We start from the raw sequence: 15,662 nt of genomic DNA on the forward strand, positions 1-15,662 counted from the left end.
GCGCGCTACTGCGCCGTCCAGCCCCCGTCCACCGGGATCGCGGTGCCGGTCACGTTGTGGGCCACCGGGGCGCAGAGCCACAGGGCCAGCGCGCCGATCTCCGCGGGGTCCGACATGCGGCGGGAGGGTTGCTTTTCCGACAGCAGGTCGGCGATGCCAGCGGCGCGGTCGCCGCCATGGGCGGCGGCGCGGGCCTCGATCTGGGGGGTCAGGATGGCGGTCTCGGTCCAGCCGGGGCAGAGGCAGTTGACGGTGACACCGCCCTTCGCCCGGTCGCCGGCGGCGGCGTATTCGAGGGCGGCGACCTTGGACAGGCCGATCAGGCCGTGCTTGGCGGCGACGTAGGGCGCCTTGTCCTTCGACGCGACGAGGCCGTGGACCGAGGCGATGTTGATGACGCGGCCATATCCCCGCGCCGCCATGACGGGCAGCGCGGCCTGCATGGTGTGGAAGGCGGCCGACAGGTTGATGGCGATGATCCGGTCCCACGCATCGCGGGGCATGTCCTTGAGCGGCGCGGTGTGCTGGATGCCGGCGTTGTTGACCAGGATGTCGGCCCCGCCCCAGGCGGCGACGGCGGCCATCAGCTCGGCGATGCGGTCGGGGTTCTGCAGGTTGCCGGGGAAGAATTCGGCCTGCGGGCTGCCGATGCGGCGGAGATGCGTGCAGACCTCCTCGATCTGGGCGTCGCCGGCGAGGCCGTGGACGGCGATGCGGGCGCCGGCGCGGGCGAAGGCCTCGGCAATGGCCAGCCCGATGCCCTGCACGGAGCCGGTGACAAGCGCGGTCTTGCCGGTGAGGTCGGTCATGTCATGTCCTCCAGCAGCTTGCGGAGCTCGGTCTTGAGCACCTTGCCGTAGTTGTTCTTGGGCAGGTCCGGCAGCGGGTAGTAGGCCTTTGGCCGCTTGAACCGGGCGATCTGCGACAGGCAGTGGGCGTCGAGCGTGGCGGGGTCGAGGGTCTGCCCAGGGGTGGCGACGACGAAGGCGACGACATCCTCGCCCCATTCCTCCGAGGGGCGGCCGACGACCGACACCTCGTGGACCGCAGGATGGGTCAACAGCACCTCCTCCACCTCGCGGGGGTAGATGTTGGTGCCGCCCGAGATGATCACGTCCTTGGAGCGGTCGGCCAGCGTCAGGTAGCCGTCGGCATCCAGATGGCCGACATCGCCGGTCATCAGCCAGCCGTCCTTGAGTGCCTTGGCGGTCGCCCCGGGGTTCCGCCAGTAGCCAGGCATGACGGGCGCGCCGCGCACCATGATCTCGCCGATCTCGCCGGGGGGCAGCGGGCGGGCCTCGGCGTCGCCGATGGCGACCTCGACGAGGGATTGCGCGCGGCCGACCGAGGCGAGACGCTCGCGCCAGCGCGGGTGGCTTCGGTCGGCCACGTCGGCGCGGGACAGCGCGGTGATCGCCATCGGGCATTCGCCCTGCCCGTAGATCTGGACGAAGCGCGGCCCGAACCAGTCCACCGCCTCCTCGATGTCGGCACGGTACATCGGGCCGCCGCCGTAGACGATGGTCTTGATCCCGTCGCCCCGCTGGCCGGTGGCCCTGGCCGTATCGGTCAGGCGGCGGACCATGGTGGGGGCCATGAACATGGAGGTCGGGCCGTGGTCGGCCGACAGCGCCAGCACCTCGGCCGGGTCGAAGCCGCCCGAGGGCGGGACCATGTGGCGGGCGCCCATGCGAACGTGGATCGCGGCGTAAAGGCCCGCGCCGTGGCTCATGGGCGCGGCGTAAAGGGCGGCGTCGGCGGGCGACACGGGGTCGACTTCGATGGGGTAGCAGGTGGAGGTGGCGGCGATCATGCCGTGGGTGATCTGCACGCCCTTGGGCTTGCCGGTGGTGCCCGAGGTGTAGAAGAGCCAGGCGAGATCGGTGGCCTGCCGGTCGGCCACGGGCAGGGGCGCGCCGGTGGTGAGGGCGGCGAAGGCATCGGAGTGCAGCGCGGTCATCGGGAGGCCGGTTTCCGCTGCGAGGGCTGCGGTCAGGTCGGCGCTGGTGAAGACGCGGGCCGCGCCGCTGTCGTGCAGGATGAACGCCGCCTCCTTCGGGTGCAGCTTGGCGTTGATCGGGACGGCGACGGCGCCGGCGGCCCAGATGCCGAACATCGCCACGAGGTAGTCGGGGCAGTTCCTGGAAAAGATCGCCACGCGGTCGCCGGGGGCGAGGCCATCCGCCGCCAGCGACCGGGCCAGCGCACCGGCGCGGGCGTGGAAACGCGCGTAGCTCTCCACCACCTCGCCGCCCATCAGGATCGCGGGGCCGTCGCCGGCGACCTGGGCCGTGCGGGCGAGCCAATGGGCGATGTTCATGGCGTGGCCTCTCCTCTCCTGCCCCGAGTGTTCCGCGCGCGCGGCGACGGCGCAAGGGGGTGCTGGCGGGGCCGCGGGCGCCCGGCTAGGGTTCCGTGCGACACCGCGAACCGGGAGGGCCCATGCCGCATGACATCGTGATCCTCGGCGTCTTCGTCGCCGATGCCGCCTTTCGCTGCAACCGGCTGCCGCGGCTGGGCGAGACGCTGATCGGGACGGGCTTTACCCTCGGCCCCGGCGGCAAGGGATCGAACCAGGCGGTGGCGGCGGCCAAGGCCGGGGGCGACGTGGGGTTCCTCGCCCGGATCGGCGACGACACCTTCGGCGCGATGGGCATGGCGACCTGGGAGGCGGCGGGGGTGACGCCGCTGGTGATCCGCGACGCCACGCGCGCCACGGGGGCGGCGGGCATCTTCATCGAGGAGACTGAGGGGCGGAACGCCATCGTCATCAGCCCCGGCGCGGCGGCGGCGATCACCGTGGCGGACGTGGAGGCGCAGGCGGCGACCATCGCGGGGGCGAAGGTGGCGGTGACGCAGCTGGAGCAGCCGGTGGCGGTGGCCGAGCGGTTCCTGCGGATCGCGGCGGCCGGCGGGGCGGCGACGATCCTGAACCCCGCGCCCGCGGCACCCCTGCCCGAGGGGATGCTGGCGCTCTGCGACTACGTCACCCCGAACGAGGCCGAGGCGGCGGAGCTGACCGGCATCCCGGTCACCGACCGCGCCAGCGCGGCGGTGGCGGCCGACGCGCTGCTGGCGCAGGGCGTGCGACGGGCGGCGATCGTGACGCTGGGCGGCGACGGGGCGCTGGTGCGCGACGCGGCCGGCGTGCGCCATGTGCCGGCTATGCAGGCGGGGCCGGTGGTGGACACGACCGGGGCGGGCGACGCCTTCAACGGCGGCTTCGCGGCGGGGCTGGCGGCGGGCATGGACCTGGACGCCGCGCTGCGCTTCGGCACGGCGGTGGCGGCGCTGTCGGTGACGCGACACGGCACGGCGGCGTCCATGCCGACGCGGGCGGAGGTGGAGGCGCTGCTGGCGCGCTGAAGCGGCGGCGCGCGGTCGGCGCCGCCGGGAGTGCGTATTTGGGGAAAGATGAAGCCGGGCCGCCGGCGACGGCTCTGCGGTGCCCGCCCGTCAGAGCTCAAGATCGGCGACGAAGATGCCCGCGTGGCCGCCCTTCGACGCGGCGACCAGCATTCCGCCGGCGCGGACGTGGTCGGGGTGCGCCTTGTAGGCCAGATGCGCGGCGCGGTCCGTGAAGAAGACCGAGAAGCCGTAGGCATAGCGCGCGGACTTGCCCTCGAAATCGCGGTTCGGGCCGTGGGTGAAGTGCGAGGCGCCGGGCAGCGCGTCGCAGACCGCGGCGAGGATCGGCATGGCGGCCTCGATCCGCGCGAGGCCCTCGGGGCCGTCGGGGTCCATCAGGACGATGTGGTGCAGCATGGCTCAGCCCTCGATCAGGATGGCGCGGAAGTCGTTGACGTTGGTGAGCGTGGGGCCGGGGACGACCTGCGCGTCAATCTTGTCAAAGAATGTGTGGGCGTCGTTGCGGGCGAGGGCCAGCGCGGGATCGACGCCCGCCGCAGCGGCGCGGGCAAGCGTGTGGGGGCCGATCACCGCGCCCGCGACCTCAGCCGCGCCGTCGACGCCATCGGTGTCGCAGGCGATGGCGTGGATGCCGGGTGCGCCGTTCAGCGCGAGGGCGAGGGCCAGCGCGTATTCCGCGTTGGGCCCGCCGACGCCGTCGCCGCGTTTCGTCACCGTCAGCTCGCCGCCCGACAGGATCAGGCGGGGGCCCGTCGCCTTGAGCGCGAGCGCGGCATGGGCTCCGGCGACCTCGCGCGCCTCGCCCTCCAGCGCGTCGCCGAGGATCTCAACGGTATAGCCATGGGCGCGGGCAAGATCGGCGGCGGCGGCGAGCGACTGGGCGGGCGCGGCGTAGATCACGTTCTCGACGCGGGACAGGCGCGGATCGTCGGGCAGGACGGGGTCGCCGCCGGCCTCGAGGAAGGCGCGGATGGCAGGCGCGGGCGCGACGCCCCAGCGGGCAAGGGCGGCCAGCGCGCGGGCGGCATCGCCGCGGTGGCCGACGGTGGGGCCCGAGGCGATGTCGCCGGGGTTGTCGCCGGGGACGTCCGAGATCATCAGGGCGAGCATCCGCGCGGGGTAGGCCGCCGCGGCGAGGCGGCCGCCCTTCACGGCCGAGATCTCCTTGCGGATGCCGTTGATCTCGCCGATCGGCGCGCCCGAGGCGAGCAACCCCTGGGTCAGCGCCTGCTTCTCGGCCAGCGTGATCCCGTCCGCAGGCGCGCAAAGCAGCGCCGAGCCACCGCCCGAGATCAGCGCCAGCACGAAGTCGCCCTCGCCCACGCCCGCCAGCAGGTCGAGCATCCTGCGCGTCGCCGCGACGCCGGCGGCGTCGGGCACCGGGTGCGCGGCCTCGACGATCTCGATGCCTGCGCAGGGGCGGGCATAGCCGTAGCGCGTGATGACCAGCCCCTCGCAGGGGCCCCAGGCGGCCTCGACCGCCTCGGCCATGCGGGCGCTGGCCTTGCCGGCGCCGACCACGACGACACGGCCCTCGGGCTTGGCAGGCAGGGCGCGGGCGAGGCTCTGCATCGGGTCGGCCACCTCGACCGCCTTGGCGAAGAGGGCGCGGAGCAGGTTGTCGGGCGTCATGCGGCGGGTCCGAGGCTGGAGGCGCGGGGAACGAGGCGCACGGGGATGCGCAGTTCGGGCTCGGGCCGCTGCCCCTCGACCATCCAGGCCAGCAGCCGCGCGGCGGTGTCCCGCGCGAAGCCGGCGATGTCGCAGGAGACGGAGGACAGCTGCGGCCAGCTCTGCGCGGCCTCCTCGATGTCGTCGAAGCCGACCACGCGGAACCCCTGCCCCACCGGCCGCCCGGCGCGGGCGAAGCCGGCCATCAGGCCGAGCGCGACGAGGTCGTTGAAGCAGACGGCCGCGTCGACCTCGGGGTGATCGGCCAGCAGCGTGTCGGCGGCCTGCATCCCGAAGGCGCGGGTGGACTTGCCGTGCAGCGCGACCTGGTCCAGCCCCTCGGCCTTCAGCACCTCGCGCCAGCCCGATTTCCGTTCGCGCGTGATCGCCCGGCCCGGCAAGCCGCCGACGAAGGCGATGTGCCGCGCGCCCTGGTCCAGCAAATGCCGCGTCGCCTCGGCGCTGCCGGCGGCGTAGTCGAAGCTGGCGAAGGGAAACAGGTCGGTCCGCTCGTCCATCCGGCGCAGCACCTGCAGCACGGGCAGGCCGGTGCGGGCCAGCTGGTCGAAGGTGTCGGACGCCTCGCCATAGGCGGGCGAGATCACCAGCGCGGCGACGCCGTGTTCGATCATGGAGCCGACGAGTTTCGCCTGCAGCTCGGGGTCCTCGTCGGAATTGGCGATGACGGTGGCGTAGCCCTCGGCGGCCAGCGCCATCTGCAGCGAGGTGGCGAACTCGGTGAAGAAGGGGTTGCGCAGGTCGTTGATCACGAGGCCCACCAGCCCGACCGAGGCCGAGCGCAGGTTGGCGGCGGCACGGTTGTAGACGTAGCCGATCTCGGCCATCGCGGCCTCGACGGTCTTGCGGGTCTCGGGCCGGACCTGCTTCGAGCCCTGCAGCACGAGCGAGACGGTGGATTTCGACACGCCCGCGCGGGCGGCGACATCCATGATGGTGGGGCGGCGTTTCATGCGCCCTTGTTAGCCGCCGATCCCGTGCAGCGCCAAGAGCGTTCGCATCCGCCCCTGCGCCAGGTCGGGATCGCGCAGCAGGCGGGCACGGTCGGCAAGCCGGTAGACCTCGGCGTAATGGGTGATCTCGCGCGAGGACTGGAAGCCTGCGGGCATGACGAAGTGGGACTGGGTGCCGTTGAGCCAGCTGAGGAAGGCGACGCCGGCCTTGTAGAACTGGGTGGGCGCCTTGAAGATCTCGCGGCTGAGCGGGACGGTGGGGGCAAGGAGCGCGTGGTAGGTGGCGCGGTCGCCTGTCGCCAGCGCCTCCAGCGCCTGCGCGGCGGCCGGCGCGATGGCAGCGAAGATGCCGAGAAGTGCGTGGGAGAAGTGGGTGCCGTCGCCCTCGATGAGGGCGGCGTAGTTGAAATCGTCGCCGGTGTAGAGGCGGACGCCCTCGGGCAGCTGGGCGCGGAACGCCTCCTCGTGGGACTGGTCGAGGAGGCTGATCTTGATGCCGTCGACCTTGGCGGCGTGGCGGCGGATCAGGTCGAGCACGACGGTGTTGGCGGTGGCGATGTCATAGGCGCCCCAGTAGCCGGTCAGCGCCGGGTCGAACATGTCGCCGAGCCAGTGCAGGATCACCGGGCTTGCCGATTCTTCTATAAGAGTATCGTAGACGCGGGCGTAGTCCTCGGGCCCGGCCTTGAGCGCGGGCAGCGCACGGGTGGCCATCAGGATCAGCTGCCCGCCCGCGGCCTCGATGGCGGCCATCTGGGTGCGGTAGGCGTCGAGGATGGTGTCGAGGCTGGTCAGCTCCGCCAGCGTCTTGTGATCCGTCCCCGCCCCGCAGGCGACGCGCGGCTTCATCGGGTGGGCCCTGGCGTCGCGCATGGTGCGCTCGATCAGCTCCTTCGCGGTCAGCCAGTCCACGCCCATCCCGCGCTGCGCGGTGTCCATCGCCTCGGCCAGCCCCAGCCCCTGGTCCCAGAGGCCGTGGCGGAAGGCCAGCGTCGCGTCCCAGTCCACCGCCGGGCGGCCCTGCCACGGGGCGCGTTCGGCCAGCGGGTCGGAGATGACGTGGGCAGCGGCGAAGGCGGTGCGGGTGAGCGGCACGGATGGCGCGCGCGGCACCAGCGGCGCGCCCGTCAGGCGGTAGTCCTCCAGCGTCCCGGCATAGGTCGGCAACAGCATCGTCAGGCCCTCGCGTCTGCGCGGATCATGTCGGCGGCCTTTTCGCCGATCATGATCGCCGCGGCGTTGGTGTTGGAGGAAATCACCGTCGGCATGATGGAGTTGTCCACCACGCGCAGCCGGTCGATCCCGTTGAACCGCAGGCGCGTGTCCACCACGGCGGCGGGGTCGGAGCCCATCCGGCAGGTGCCCGCGCAATGGTGCGAGGTCTTGGAATGCTCGCAGACGAAGTCGTAGTAGTCCTGCTCGGTCCGCACGTCGGGGCCGGGCAGGCGCTCGGCCTTGACGTATTTGGCAAGTGGCGCCTGCGCCATGATCTCCTGCGTCAGCTTGAGGCCGCGGATCGACATCTCGCGGTCGCGGGCGTCCTGCAGGTAGTTGGGGTCGATCAGCGGGGCGCGGGCGGGGTCGCTCGAGGCAAGCCGCACGGTGCCGCGCGACCGGGGGCGCAGGTGGCAACTGTTCAGCGTCACGCCGCCCTGCGGCATGGCGGCGACGCCCTTCTCGATGCCGGTGCCGAGGCCGAGGTGGAACTGGATGTCGGGTGACCGCGCGTCGGGGTCGGCATACCAGAAACCGCCGGTCTCGAAGAGGGACGAAGCGACGGGGCCCTTGCGCGTCAGCAGGTATTGCAGCCCCGCCAGCGCGGCCATGTGGGGCTTGGCGTAGCGGTCGTAGCTGTAGGGGCCCTTGAGCTCGACGATGCAGTAGAGGTCGAGGTGGTCCTGCAGGTTCTCGCCCACCTGCGGCTGGTCGAGGACGACGGGGATCCCAAGATCTTGTAGATGATCAGCAGGCCCGATCCCCGACAGCTGCAACAGCCGCGGCGAGCCGATGGCGCCGGAGGACAGCAGCACCTCCTGCGTCGCGGTGATGCGCGTGCCGTCGACCAGCTCCACGCCCGTCGCGCGCCCCGCCTCCACCGTGATCCGCCGGACCTGCACACCCGTGCGGACGGTCAGGTTCGCCCGGCCCTCGTTCGGCGCGACATAGGCCATGGCGGCCGAGGACCGTCGGGCGTTGCGCTGGGTCAGCTGGTAGTAGGCGACCCCGTCCTGCCGTTCGCCGTTCACGTCCATGTTCCGCGGGATGCCCAGCGCCGCGGCGGCCTCGAAATACGCCTCGCAGATCGGCAGCGGCGCGATGGGCTGCGACACGCCCAGGGGGCCGCCCTTGCCGTGATACAGGTTGTCGAAGGTGTCGTTGTCCTCGGCCTTGCGGAAATAGGGCAGGACATCCTCGTAGCCCCAGCCGTCGCAGCCCATCTGCCGCCAGTCGTCGTAATCCTGCGCGGCACCGCGGGTGTAGATCTGCGCGTTCACGGCCGAGCCGCCGCCGATCACCTTGGCCTGCGTGTAGTTGAACACGCGGTTCTTCATGTGCCGCTGTGGCACCGTCTCCCAGCCCCAGGATCCGATGCCCTTGGTCATCTTCGCGAAGCCCGCGGGCAGGTGGTAGAAGGGGTGCCGGTCGCGCCCCCCGGCCTCGAGCAGCAGGACGCGCGCGGCGGGGTCCTCGGACAGGCGGCCGGCCAGCACGCAGCCGGCGCTGCCGCCGCCGATGATGATGTAGTCGTAGCCGTCGGCCATGGTCTTTCCTCAGAGCCGGGGGATGGACAGCCCGCCATCGACGGGGATCACGGCCCCCGTGGCGAAGGCGAAATCGCCGCGGGCGAGCGGCAGGATGGTCTGCGCGATGTCGGCGGGCGTGCCCCAGCGGCGGGCGGGGACAAGGCCGTCGGCGATGCGCTGGTCGTAGCGGTCGACCACGGGGGCGGTCATCGGCGTGGCGATGATGCCGGGGCGGATGTCGTAGACGCCGATGTTGTCGGCGGCGAGGCGGGCGGCGAAGGCCTGCGCCATCATCGCGGCACCGGCCTTGGACATGCAGTATTCCGCGCGGTCGGGCGAGACCATGGTGGCGCTGACCGAGGTGACGAAGATTATGGAGCGGAAGGGGTCGGGCGGCAGGGCCAGCATCCGGCGCGCGACCTCTTGTGCAAGAAAGAAGGCGCCGCGCAGGTTGATGGCCATGCAGCGGTCGAAGCTCTCGGCGGTCATGTCGAGGAGGTCGCCGCGGACCATCGCGGGGACGCCGGCGTTGGAGACGAAGGTCGTCACCGGGCCGACCGCCTCCATCAGCGCCGCGACCGACGAGATGTCGGACAGGTCGTGGCGGTGGTAGGTCGCGCCCGGCATCGCGGCCAGCGCCGCCTGCACCGCCGGCGCGTCCGCCGGCTGCTCGGCGGCCAGCGCCACCTGCCAGCCCGCGCCGTGCAACGCCTGCGCGATGCCCAGACCGATGCCCTGCTGCCCCCCGGTGATGAGCGCACGTTTCATGCCGCTTCCTCCGCGATGCGGTCGGCCTGCCTCAGCGCCAGCGCCGCGATGGTGAGCGACGGGTTCACCGCCGCCGAGGTCGGCAGGAGGGACGCGTCGCAGATCCAGAGATTTGGGTGGTCGTGGGTGCGGCCGAAGGGGTCGGCCACGCTGGTCGCCGGGTCGGACCCCAGCCGCGCGGTGCCACACTGGTGCGACGGCGTGGAGCGGTCGAAGGCGCGGGCGAGGACCACGGGGAAGCCGGCGCGTTTGAGCGCGCCCTTGAGCGTCGCCACCAGCCCCAGATGCGCGTCCCAGTTCGAGCGGCGCCAGTCGAGCACGATCTCGCCGCCCTTCAGGGTCACGCGGCTGTCGGGGTCGGGGAGATCCTCGGACATGGCGTAGAAGTCGATGGCGCGGTCGGCGATCAGGCGCGCGAGCGGGCCGGGCAGGCCGGTCTGCGCGGCCAGGATCGGGGCCGAGACGCGGCCCAGAAGCTGCACGTTGCCAAGGGGTTCGCCCTTCGGCCCGCCGGTGAGGTACCAGTCGTTGACCTGCAGCGTCTTCTGGTAGACCGACCTGTTCCGGCGCGGCGACAGGGCGAGGACGGCCGAGGCGTTGTGGTTCATGAAGTTGCGCCCGACCTGGTCGGAGCGGTTGGCGAGGCCGCGGGGATGCACCTCATCGGCCGAGCGCAGGAGCAGGGCGGCGGTGTGGACGGCGCCGGCCGCCAGCACGATCCGCGGGGCTGTGAAGCGGCCCTTGTCGGTCAGGACGCCGGTGACGCGGCCGCCCTCCACCTCCAGCCGGTCGACGCGGACGCCGGTCTGCAGGCGGACATTGGGGTGCTGCAACGCGAGCGTCAGCGCGGCGGTTTCGGCGTCGAGCTTGCCGCCGGTGGTGTCGGGAAAGGCATCCCAGGGCGTCGCCGCGCGGGCGAGCCAGCGGTCGAGGTCCACGGCCAGCGGCAGGGGCGAGGGGTGCAGGCCGGCGGCGGTCAGGCGGCGGGCGAGGTCGGCGATGGCGGGTTCGTGCGGGACCGGCGGGAAGGCGTAGGGCGCGCCATGGGGCGGCTCGGTCGGGTCCGTCCCCGTGTCGCCCCGCACCTGGTAGAGCGCCTCGGCGCGGTCGTACCACGGGGCGAGCGTGTCGTAGTCGAAGGGCCAGCCGGGGGTGGTGCCGCCCATGTGCCGCAGCGGCCCGAAATCGGCCGCCCGGTAGCGCATCATCACGGCACCGTAGAACTTGGAGTTGCCGCCGACGCAGGCGTAGTTGCCGGGGTTGAAGCGGGTGCCGTCCGGGGCCAGCCATGTCTCGGCGGGCCGGAAGTGCCCGCGCCCGAAGATCGCCACCGGGTCGCGCGCCTCGGCGCTATCCTCCAGCCGCTCGCCGCGTTCGAGGATCAGCACGCGCAGCCCCGTCGGCGCCAGCCCCGCGGCCAGCGTCGCGCCCCCCATCCCGGAGCCGATGATGAGGATGTCGGCGTCGCCCATCCTGTCCTCCCCTGACGGCTTCTTCATAGCTATTGGATCGTTCCAATTCTAGCGGAAAAATGCGCCCGCGGGCCGGGGCGCGCGGGCGGCATTGGCTCAGGCGATGCGGTCCTCGGTCTTGGGGTCGAACAGGACCGCCTTGTCCATGTTGATCGCGAACTCGAAGTCGTGGCCCGGGTGCACGTCGGCATCGGCCCGCATCCGCGCGATGCAGTCCTTGCCCGACAGGGTCATGGTCACGAAGGTGTCGGCGCCCGCGGGTTCCGTGACGGTCACGCGGTTGGTCAGCATCTGGATGTTGCGGGCGTTGCGGTCCGCGCCCTCGGGGTCCGTGATCGCCTCGGGGCGGATGCCCAGCATGACGGGCGCGTCCTTGTAGGCGGCGTAGGCGGCCGGCGCGTTCTCGATCCTCAGCGCGCGCTCCTGCCCGTCGGCGCCGGTCAGCACCGCGTGCAGCGCCCCGTTCCTCTCGGCCAGCTTCGCGGGCAGCACGTTCATCGCCGGGCTGCCCATGAAGGTCGCCACGAACAGGTTGGCGGGGCTGTCGTAGATCTCCTTGGGCGTGCCGAGCTGCTGGACGTAGCCGTCGTACATCACCGCGATCCGGGTCGAGAGGGTCATCGCCTCGATCTGGTCGTGGGTCACGTAGACGATGGTGGTGCCCAGCCGCTGGTGCAGCTTCTTGATCTCGGTCCGCATGTCGACGCGGAGTTTCGCGTCGAGGTTCGACAGCGGCTCGTCGAACAGGAACACGTCGGGATTGCGCACGAGCGCCCGGCCCATCGCGACGCGCTGGCGCTGACCGCCCGACAGCTGGCCGGGCTTGCGATCCAGCAGGTGCTCGATCTGCAGCAGCTGCGCGACCTCCTTCATCGCCTTCTCGCGCTCGGGCGCCGGCGTGCCGTGCATCTCGAGGCCGAAGGTGATGTTCTTGCCCACCGTCATGTTCGGGTAGAGCGCGTAGGACTGGAACACCATCGCGATGTTGCGCTTGGACGGGTGGACCCCGTTCATCACGCGGTCCTTGATGCGGATCTCGCCGGAGGTGATGCCCTCCAGCCCCGCGATCATGTTGAGGAGCGTGGACTTGCCGCAGCCCGAGGGGCCGACGAGGACCAGGAACTCGCCCTCCTGCACGTCGATGTCGACGCGGTGCAGCACCTCGACGGCGCCGTAGGACTTGGTGACGTTGTCGATGTCGAGGAAACCCATCAGCGTTCTCCGGTCTTGTCTCGGGCAGGACCGAGTTTTCTAGAAAACTCGGGACGGGCAAAATCTTCTAGAAGATTTTGTAGGGTCTGCGGGGGGTGGTGGCTCATCCTTTCACGCTCCCTGCCATCAGGCCGCGCACGAAGTAGCGGCCGGCGACGATGTAGACGAGGAGCGTGGGGGCGGCGGCCATGATGGCGCCGGCGAAATGCACGTTGTATTCGCGCACCCCCGTGGACGAGTTGACGAGGTTGTTCAGCGCCACCGTCATCGGCGCGGCGTCCCCGCTGGCGAAGGAGGCGCCGAACAGGAAGTCGTTCCAGATGTTGGTGAACTGCCAGATGAAGCTGACCGCGATGATCGGCCCGGACGACGGCAGCATGATCCGCCAGAAGATCTGGAAGAAACCCGCCCCGTCGATCTGCGCCGCGCGCACCAGTTCCGTCGGGAAGGCGGCGTAGTAGTTGCGGAAGTAGAGCGTGGTGAAGCCGATCCCGTAGACGAAATGCACCAGGATCAGGCCGGGCGTCGTGCCCGCGATCTGCAGGATGCCGAGGATGCGGGCCATCGGGATCAGCACGATCTGGAACGGGATGAAGCAGGAAAACAGCAAGAGCCCGAAGATGATGGTGTCGCCGCGGAACCGCCACTTGGTCAGGACGTAGCCGTTCAGGGCGCCCACCACGGTCGACAGGATCACCGCCGGGATCGCCATCATCAGCGAGTTGATGAAGTAGGGGCGCAGGCCCGTGGGCTCGACCCCGATCTGGGCCGTGGACCAGGCCGACAGCCAGGGCTGGATGGTCCAGTCCCGCGGCAGGGCGATCATGTTGCCGCCGGTGATCTCGGACAGCGGCTTGACCGAGTTGATCAGCATGATCCCGAAGGGCAGCAGGTAGAACAGCGCGAAGAGCAGCAGGAACAGGTAGATGAAGGCCCGCGTGATCCGGGAAGTGCGGATGGCGGTCTCGGGAGAGGCGACGGCCATCACTTCTTCTCCTTCAGTTCGGCATAGAGGTAGGGGACCATGATCGCGGCGATGGTCATGAGCATGATGACGGCCGAGGACGCGCCGATGCCCATCTGGTTCCGCGTGAAGGTGTAGGAATACATGAAGGTCGCGGGCAGCGCGGTGGCGTTGCCGGGCCCGCCGCCGGTCAGGGCGATGACCAGGTCGTAGGACTTGATCGCCAGGTGCGACAGGATCACGAAGGCCGACAGGAAGGCGGGGCGCAGCTGCGGCAGGATGATCCGGCGGTAGAGGTTCCAGTTCGACGCGCCGTCGATCTGGGCGGCCTTGAGGATCTCGTTGTCGATGCCGCGCAGGCCCGCGAGGAACATCGCCATGACGAAGCCCGACGACTGCCAGACCGCGGCGATGACGACGGTGTAGATCGCCATCTCGCGGTCCTTGATCCAGCCGAAGGTGAAGCTTTCCCAGCCCCACAGGTGCATCGTGTTCTCAAGCCCGATCGCGGGGTCGAGGAACCATTTCCACGCCGTGCCGGTCACGATGAAGGACAGCGCCATCGGGTAGAGGAAGATCGGCCTCAGCACGCCCTCGCCGCGGATCTTCTGGTCGAGGAAGATGGCCAGCGACAGGCCGATCGCGGTCGAGATGACGATGTAGAGCGAGGCGAAGATGGCGAGGTTGGTCAGCGCCACGTTCCATTCGCGGATGCGGAACAGGCGGTCGTAGTTTTCCCAGCCGACCCAGCCGAAGGACGGCAGCATCCGGCTGTCGGTGAAGCTGAGGTAGATCGTGAAGGCGATGAAGCCGTAGACGAACACCAGCATGATCGCGAGGGACGGCGACAGGACCAGCTTGGGCAGCCAGGTCTGGAGACGCGTGCGGAAATCCGCCCCCGTGTCGGTTGTTGCGGCCATCGGGCCCCCTCCCCTGTTTCGCGGTGTGATGGTCGGCACGCGGCCGGTGCCGGGATGGACCGGCCCCGCGGGGGGGCCGGTCCGGTCGACCCAGGATTACTGGGCGATCTCGACGGCGGTGACGAGCTCCGCGGCGGCGGTCGCGGCGTCGTACTCGCCGTTGAAGTGGGCGGTGATCACGTCATACATGGCGTTCTGCACCGACGGCGGGTTGGCGTGGCCATGCGCCATCGAGCCGAACAGCGTGCCGGCCGCGGCGGCCTCGGCCAGCTGTGCCATGCCCATCTGGCCGCACATGTCGAACTGGTCGCTGGGGATGTCGGTGCGGGCGGGCACCGAGCCCTTCACGAGGTTGAAGGCGACCTGGAACTCGGGGCTCATCACCGCCGAGGCCATGGCGAGCTGCGCGGCCTGCGCCTCGGGGTCCGTCACGTTGAACATGGCGAACTGGTCCGAGTTGAAGGTCACGGTGCCTTCGGTGCCGGGCACGCGGAAGCAGGTGAACTCGTTGCCGGCGGTCAGGCCCGCGTTCACGAATTCGCCCTTGGCCCAGTCGCCCATGATCTGGAACAGCGCGTCGCCGTTGATGACCATGGCGGTGGCGAGGTTCCAGTCGCGGCCCGAGAAGTTGTCATCGACGAAGCCGCGCAGGGTGGCCATGCGGTTGAACACCTCGACCATGGTGTCGGAGCCCAGCGCCTCGGGGTCGAGATCGACCATCGCGGCCTGGTAGAACTCCGGCCCGCCGACGCCCATCACCATCGAGTCGAAGATGGTCGCGTCCTGCCAGGCCTGGCCGCCATGGGCGAGCGCGATATGGCCGGCGGCCTCGGCGGCCTCCATCGCGGCCACGAACTCTTCCCAGGTGGTGGGCTGCGAGATGCCCAGCTCGGCCATCAGCGCGGTGTTCGCCCAGACCCAGTTGGTCGAGTGCACGTTCACGGGCGCGGCAACCCAGCTGCCGTCATAGGTCGAGAAGCGCTGCAGCGCGGCGGGGACCACGTCGGCCCAGCCCTGCTCGGCGGCCAGCGCGTCGAGGTTGGCCAGCGCGCCCTCGGCGGCCCAGTCCTGGATCGAGAAGCCCAGCATCTGCACCGCGGTCGGCGGGTCGCCGGCGGTGACGCGGGCGCGCAGCACGGTCATGGCGTCGGAGCCGCCGCCACCGGCGACGGGCATGTCGAGCCAGCCCACGCCACCCGAGGCCAGCGTGTCGCGGAGCGTGCCCACGGCGGCGGCTTCACCACCCGAGGTCCACCAGTGCAGGACTTCCACTTCCTGCGCGGCGACCGCGGTGGTCGACAGCGCCACCACGGCGGCGGTCATGTGCAGTTTCTTCATCATGGTCATGGTTCGGTTCCTCCCTGTCAGACCATCGCCCTTATCGGGCTTGCGAGATTAAAACGTTATAAATCGGCGTCACGTCAACCATAAATTGCATGGCGGACAGACACATCTGCACCGCGAACCCTTCGGTAACGCAGCATTTTTCTGCAGCGCAGCATTGTCTGCGGCTTCATCTTGGGTATTGAAACGTTTGAAATACGGGTCAATATGGCCCCGGCTACAACCAG

General features: G+C 70.5%; 14 protein-coding genes. 1 reads left to right on the forward strand and 13 read right to left on the reverse strand.

Annotated elements, in window-relative coordinates; genetic code table 11:
* Positions 1-5: 5 nt before the first annotated feature.
* On the reverse strand, positions 6-809 hold the full coding sequence (locus HCU73_RS13635) for a 3-hydroxybutyrate dehydrogenase (RefSeq protein ID WP_168624007.1): 804 nt from the start codon (positions 807-809) through the stop codon (positions 6-8).
* On the reverse strand, positions 806-2,320 hold the full coding sequence (locus HCU73_RS13640) for a class I adenylate-forming enzyme family protein (RefSeq protein ID WP_168624008.1): 1,515 nt from the start codon (positions 2,318-2,320) through the stop codon (positions 806-808). Before HCU73_RS13640 ends, HCU73_RS13635 begins: the two co-directional genes overlap by 4 nt.
* A 122-nt stretch (positions 2,321-2,442) precedes the next feature.
* Between HCU73_RS13640 and HCU73_RS13645 the strand changes: the two genes are divergently transcribed.
* A complete protein-coding gene (locus tag HCU73_RS13645; protein ID WP_168624009.1) occupies positions 2,443-3,366 on the forward strand; it encodes a ribokinase in 924 nt (307 codons plus the stop codon).
* 90 nt (positions 3,367-3,456) lie between these two features.
* Here HCU73_RS13645 and HCU73_RS13650 read toward each other — a convergent pair whose 3' ends face one another.
* The 11 genes from HCU73_RS13650 to HCU73_RS13700 all read right to left on the reverse strand — a co-directional run bounded on the left by HCU73_RS13650 (position 3,457) and on the right by HCU73_RS13700 (position 15,438).
* Positions 3,457-3,765: a Dabb family protein gene (locus HCU73_RS13650; protein WP_168624010.1), complete on the reverse strand. Its 309-nt coding sequence runs from the start codon at positions 3,763-3,765 to the stop codon at positions 3,457-3,459.
* Positions 3,766-3,768: 3 nt separating this feature from the next.
* The gene (locus HCU73_RS13655) at positions 3,769-5,001 is read right to left on the reverse strand and encodes a glycerate kinase type-2 family protein (RefSeq protein ID WP_168624011.1); all 1,233 of its coding nucleotides are present in this window, start codon (positions 4,999-5,001) and stop codon (positions 3,769-3,771) included.
* Positions 4,998-6,011: a LacI family DNA-binding transcriptional regulator gene (locus HCU73_RS13660; protein WP_168624012.1), complete on the reverse strand. Its 1,014-nt coding sequence runs from the start codon at positions 6,009-6,011 to the stop codon at positions 4,998-5,000. Before HCU73_RS13660 ends, HCU73_RS13655 begins: the two co-directional genes overlap by 4 nt.
* Positions 6,012-6,020: 9 nt before the next feature.
* The gene (locus HCU73_RS13665) at positions 6,021-7,184 is read right to left on the reverse strand and encodes a dihydrodipicolinate synthase family protein (protein WP_168624013.1); all 1,164 of its coding nucleotides are present in this window, start codon (positions 7,182-7,184) and stop codon (positions 6,021-6,023) included.
* A 2-nt stretch (positions 7,185-7,186) separates the two neighbouring features.
* Positions 7,187-8,773 (reverse strand): GMC family oxidoreductase, encoded by a 1,587-nt coding sequence (locus tag HCU73_RS13670; RefSeq protein ID WP_168624014.1) that lies wholly within the window; start codon positions 8,771-8,773, stop codon positions 7,187-7,189.
* A gap of 9 nt (positions 8,774-8,782) precedes the next feature.
* Complete coding sequence (locus HCU73_RS13675) at positions 8,783-9,523, reverse strand: 3-ketoacyl-ACP reductase (RefSeq protein WP_168624015.1); 741 nt, start codon at positions 9,521-9,523, stop codon at positions 8,783-8,785.
* Positions 9,520-10,995, reverse strand: coding sequence for an FAD-dependent oxidoreductase (locus HCU73_RS13680; protein WP_168624016.1), 1,476 nt, complete (start codon positions 10,993-10,995; stop codon positions 9,520-9,522). Before HCU73_RS13680 ends, HCU73_RS13675 begins: the two co-directional genes overlap by 4 nt.
* A gap of 96 nt (positions 10,996-11,091) precedes the next feature.
* Positions 11,092-12,207 carry an ABC transporter ATP-binding protein gene (locus HCU73_RS13685; RefSeq protein ID WP_168624017.1) on the reverse strand — a complete coding sequence of 372 codons (1,116 nt, stop codon included), beginning with the start codon at positions 12,205-12,207 and terminating at the stop codon, positions 11,092-11,094.
* A gap of 103 nt (positions 12,208-12,310) precedes the next feature.
* Complete coding sequence (locus HCU73_RS13690; protein ID WP_168624018.1) at positions 12,311-13,192, reverse strand: carbohydrate ABC transporter permease; 882 nt, start codon at positions 13,190-13,192, stop codon at positions 12,311-12,313.
* Positions 13,192-14,091, reverse strand: a complete 900-nt coding sequence (locus HCU73_RS13695) for a carbohydrate ABC transporter permease (protein ID WP_168624019.1) — start codon at positions 14,089-14,091, stop codon at positions 13,192-13,194. Before HCU73_RS13695 ends, HCU73_RS13690 begins: the two co-directional genes overlap by 1 nt.
* Positions 14,092-14,187: 96 nt before the next feature.
* Positions 14,188-15,438 (reverse strand): ABC transporter substrate-binding protein, encoded by a 1,251-nt coding sequence (locus HCU73_RS13700; protein ID WP_168624020.1) that lies wholly within the window; start codon positions 15,436-15,438, stop codon positions 14,188-14,190.
* Positions 15,439-15,662: the final 224 nt, after the last annotated feature.

Source organism: Roseicyclus persicicus (assembly GCF_012395815.1).
Taxonomy (GTDB): domain Bacteria; phylum Pseudomonadota; class Alphaproteobacteria; order Rhodobacterales; family Rhodobacteraceae; genus Roseicyclus; species Roseicyclus persicicus.

Bases quoted from the DNA above. Each gene is read 5' to 3' on its own strand.
- HCU73_RS13635 (WP_168624007.1), bottom strand. From the start codon at position 809: ATGACCGACCTCACCGGCAAGACCGCGCTTGTCACCGGCTCCGTGCAG.
- HCU73_RS13640 (WP_168624008.1), bottom strand. From the start codon at position 2,320: ATGAACATCGCCCATTGGCTCGCCCGCACGGCCCAGGTCGCCGGCGAC.
- HCU73_RS13645 (WP_168624009.1), top strand. From the start codon at position 2,443: ATGCCGCATGACATCGTGATCCTCGGCGTCTTCGTCGCCGATGCCGCC.
- HCU73_RS13650 (WP_168624010.1), bottom strand. From the start codon at position 3,765: ATGCTGCACCACATCGTCCTGATGGACCCCGACGGCCCCGAGGGCCTC.
- HCU73_RS13655 (WP_168624011.1), bottom strand. From the start codon at position 5,001: ATGACGCCCGACAACCTGCTCCGCGCCCTCTTCGCCAAGGCGGTCGAG.
- HCU73_RS13660 (WP_168624012.1), bottom strand. From the start codon at position 6,011: ATGAAACGCCGCCCCACCATCATGGATGTCGCCGCCCGCGCGGGCGTG.
- HCU73_RS13665 (WP_168624013.1), bottom strand. From the start codon at position 7,184: ATGCTGTTGCCGACCTATGCCGGGACGCTGGAGGACTACCGCCTGACG.
- HCU73_RS13670 (WP_168624014.1), bottom strand. From the start codon at position 8,773: ATGGCCGACGGCTACGACTACATCATCATCGGCGGCGGCAGCGCCGGC.
- HCU73_RS13675 (WP_168624015.1), bottom strand. From the start codon at position 9,523: ATGAAACGTGCGCTCATCACCGGGGGGCAGCAGGGCATCGGTCTGGGC.
- HCU73_RS13680 (WP_168624016.1), bottom strand. From the start codon at position 10,995: ATGGGCGACGCCGACATCCTCATCATCGGCTCCGGGATGGGGGGCGCG.
- HCU73_RS13685 (WP_168624017.1), bottom strand. From the start codon at position 12,207: ATGGGTTTCCTCGACATCGACAACGTCACCAAGTCCTACGGCGCCGTC.
- HCU73_RS13690 (WP_168624018.1), bottom strand. From the start codon at position 13,192: ATGGCCGTCGCCTCTCCCGAGACCGCCATCCGCACTTCCCGGATCACG.
- HCU73_RS13695 (WP_168624019.1), bottom strand. From the start codon at position 14,091: ATGGCCGCAACAACCGACACGGGGGCGGATTTCCGCACGCGTCTCCAG.
- HCU73_RS13700 (WP_168624020.1), bottom strand. From the start codon at position 15,438: ATGACCATGATGAAGAAACTGCACATGACCGCCGCCGTGGTGGCGCTG.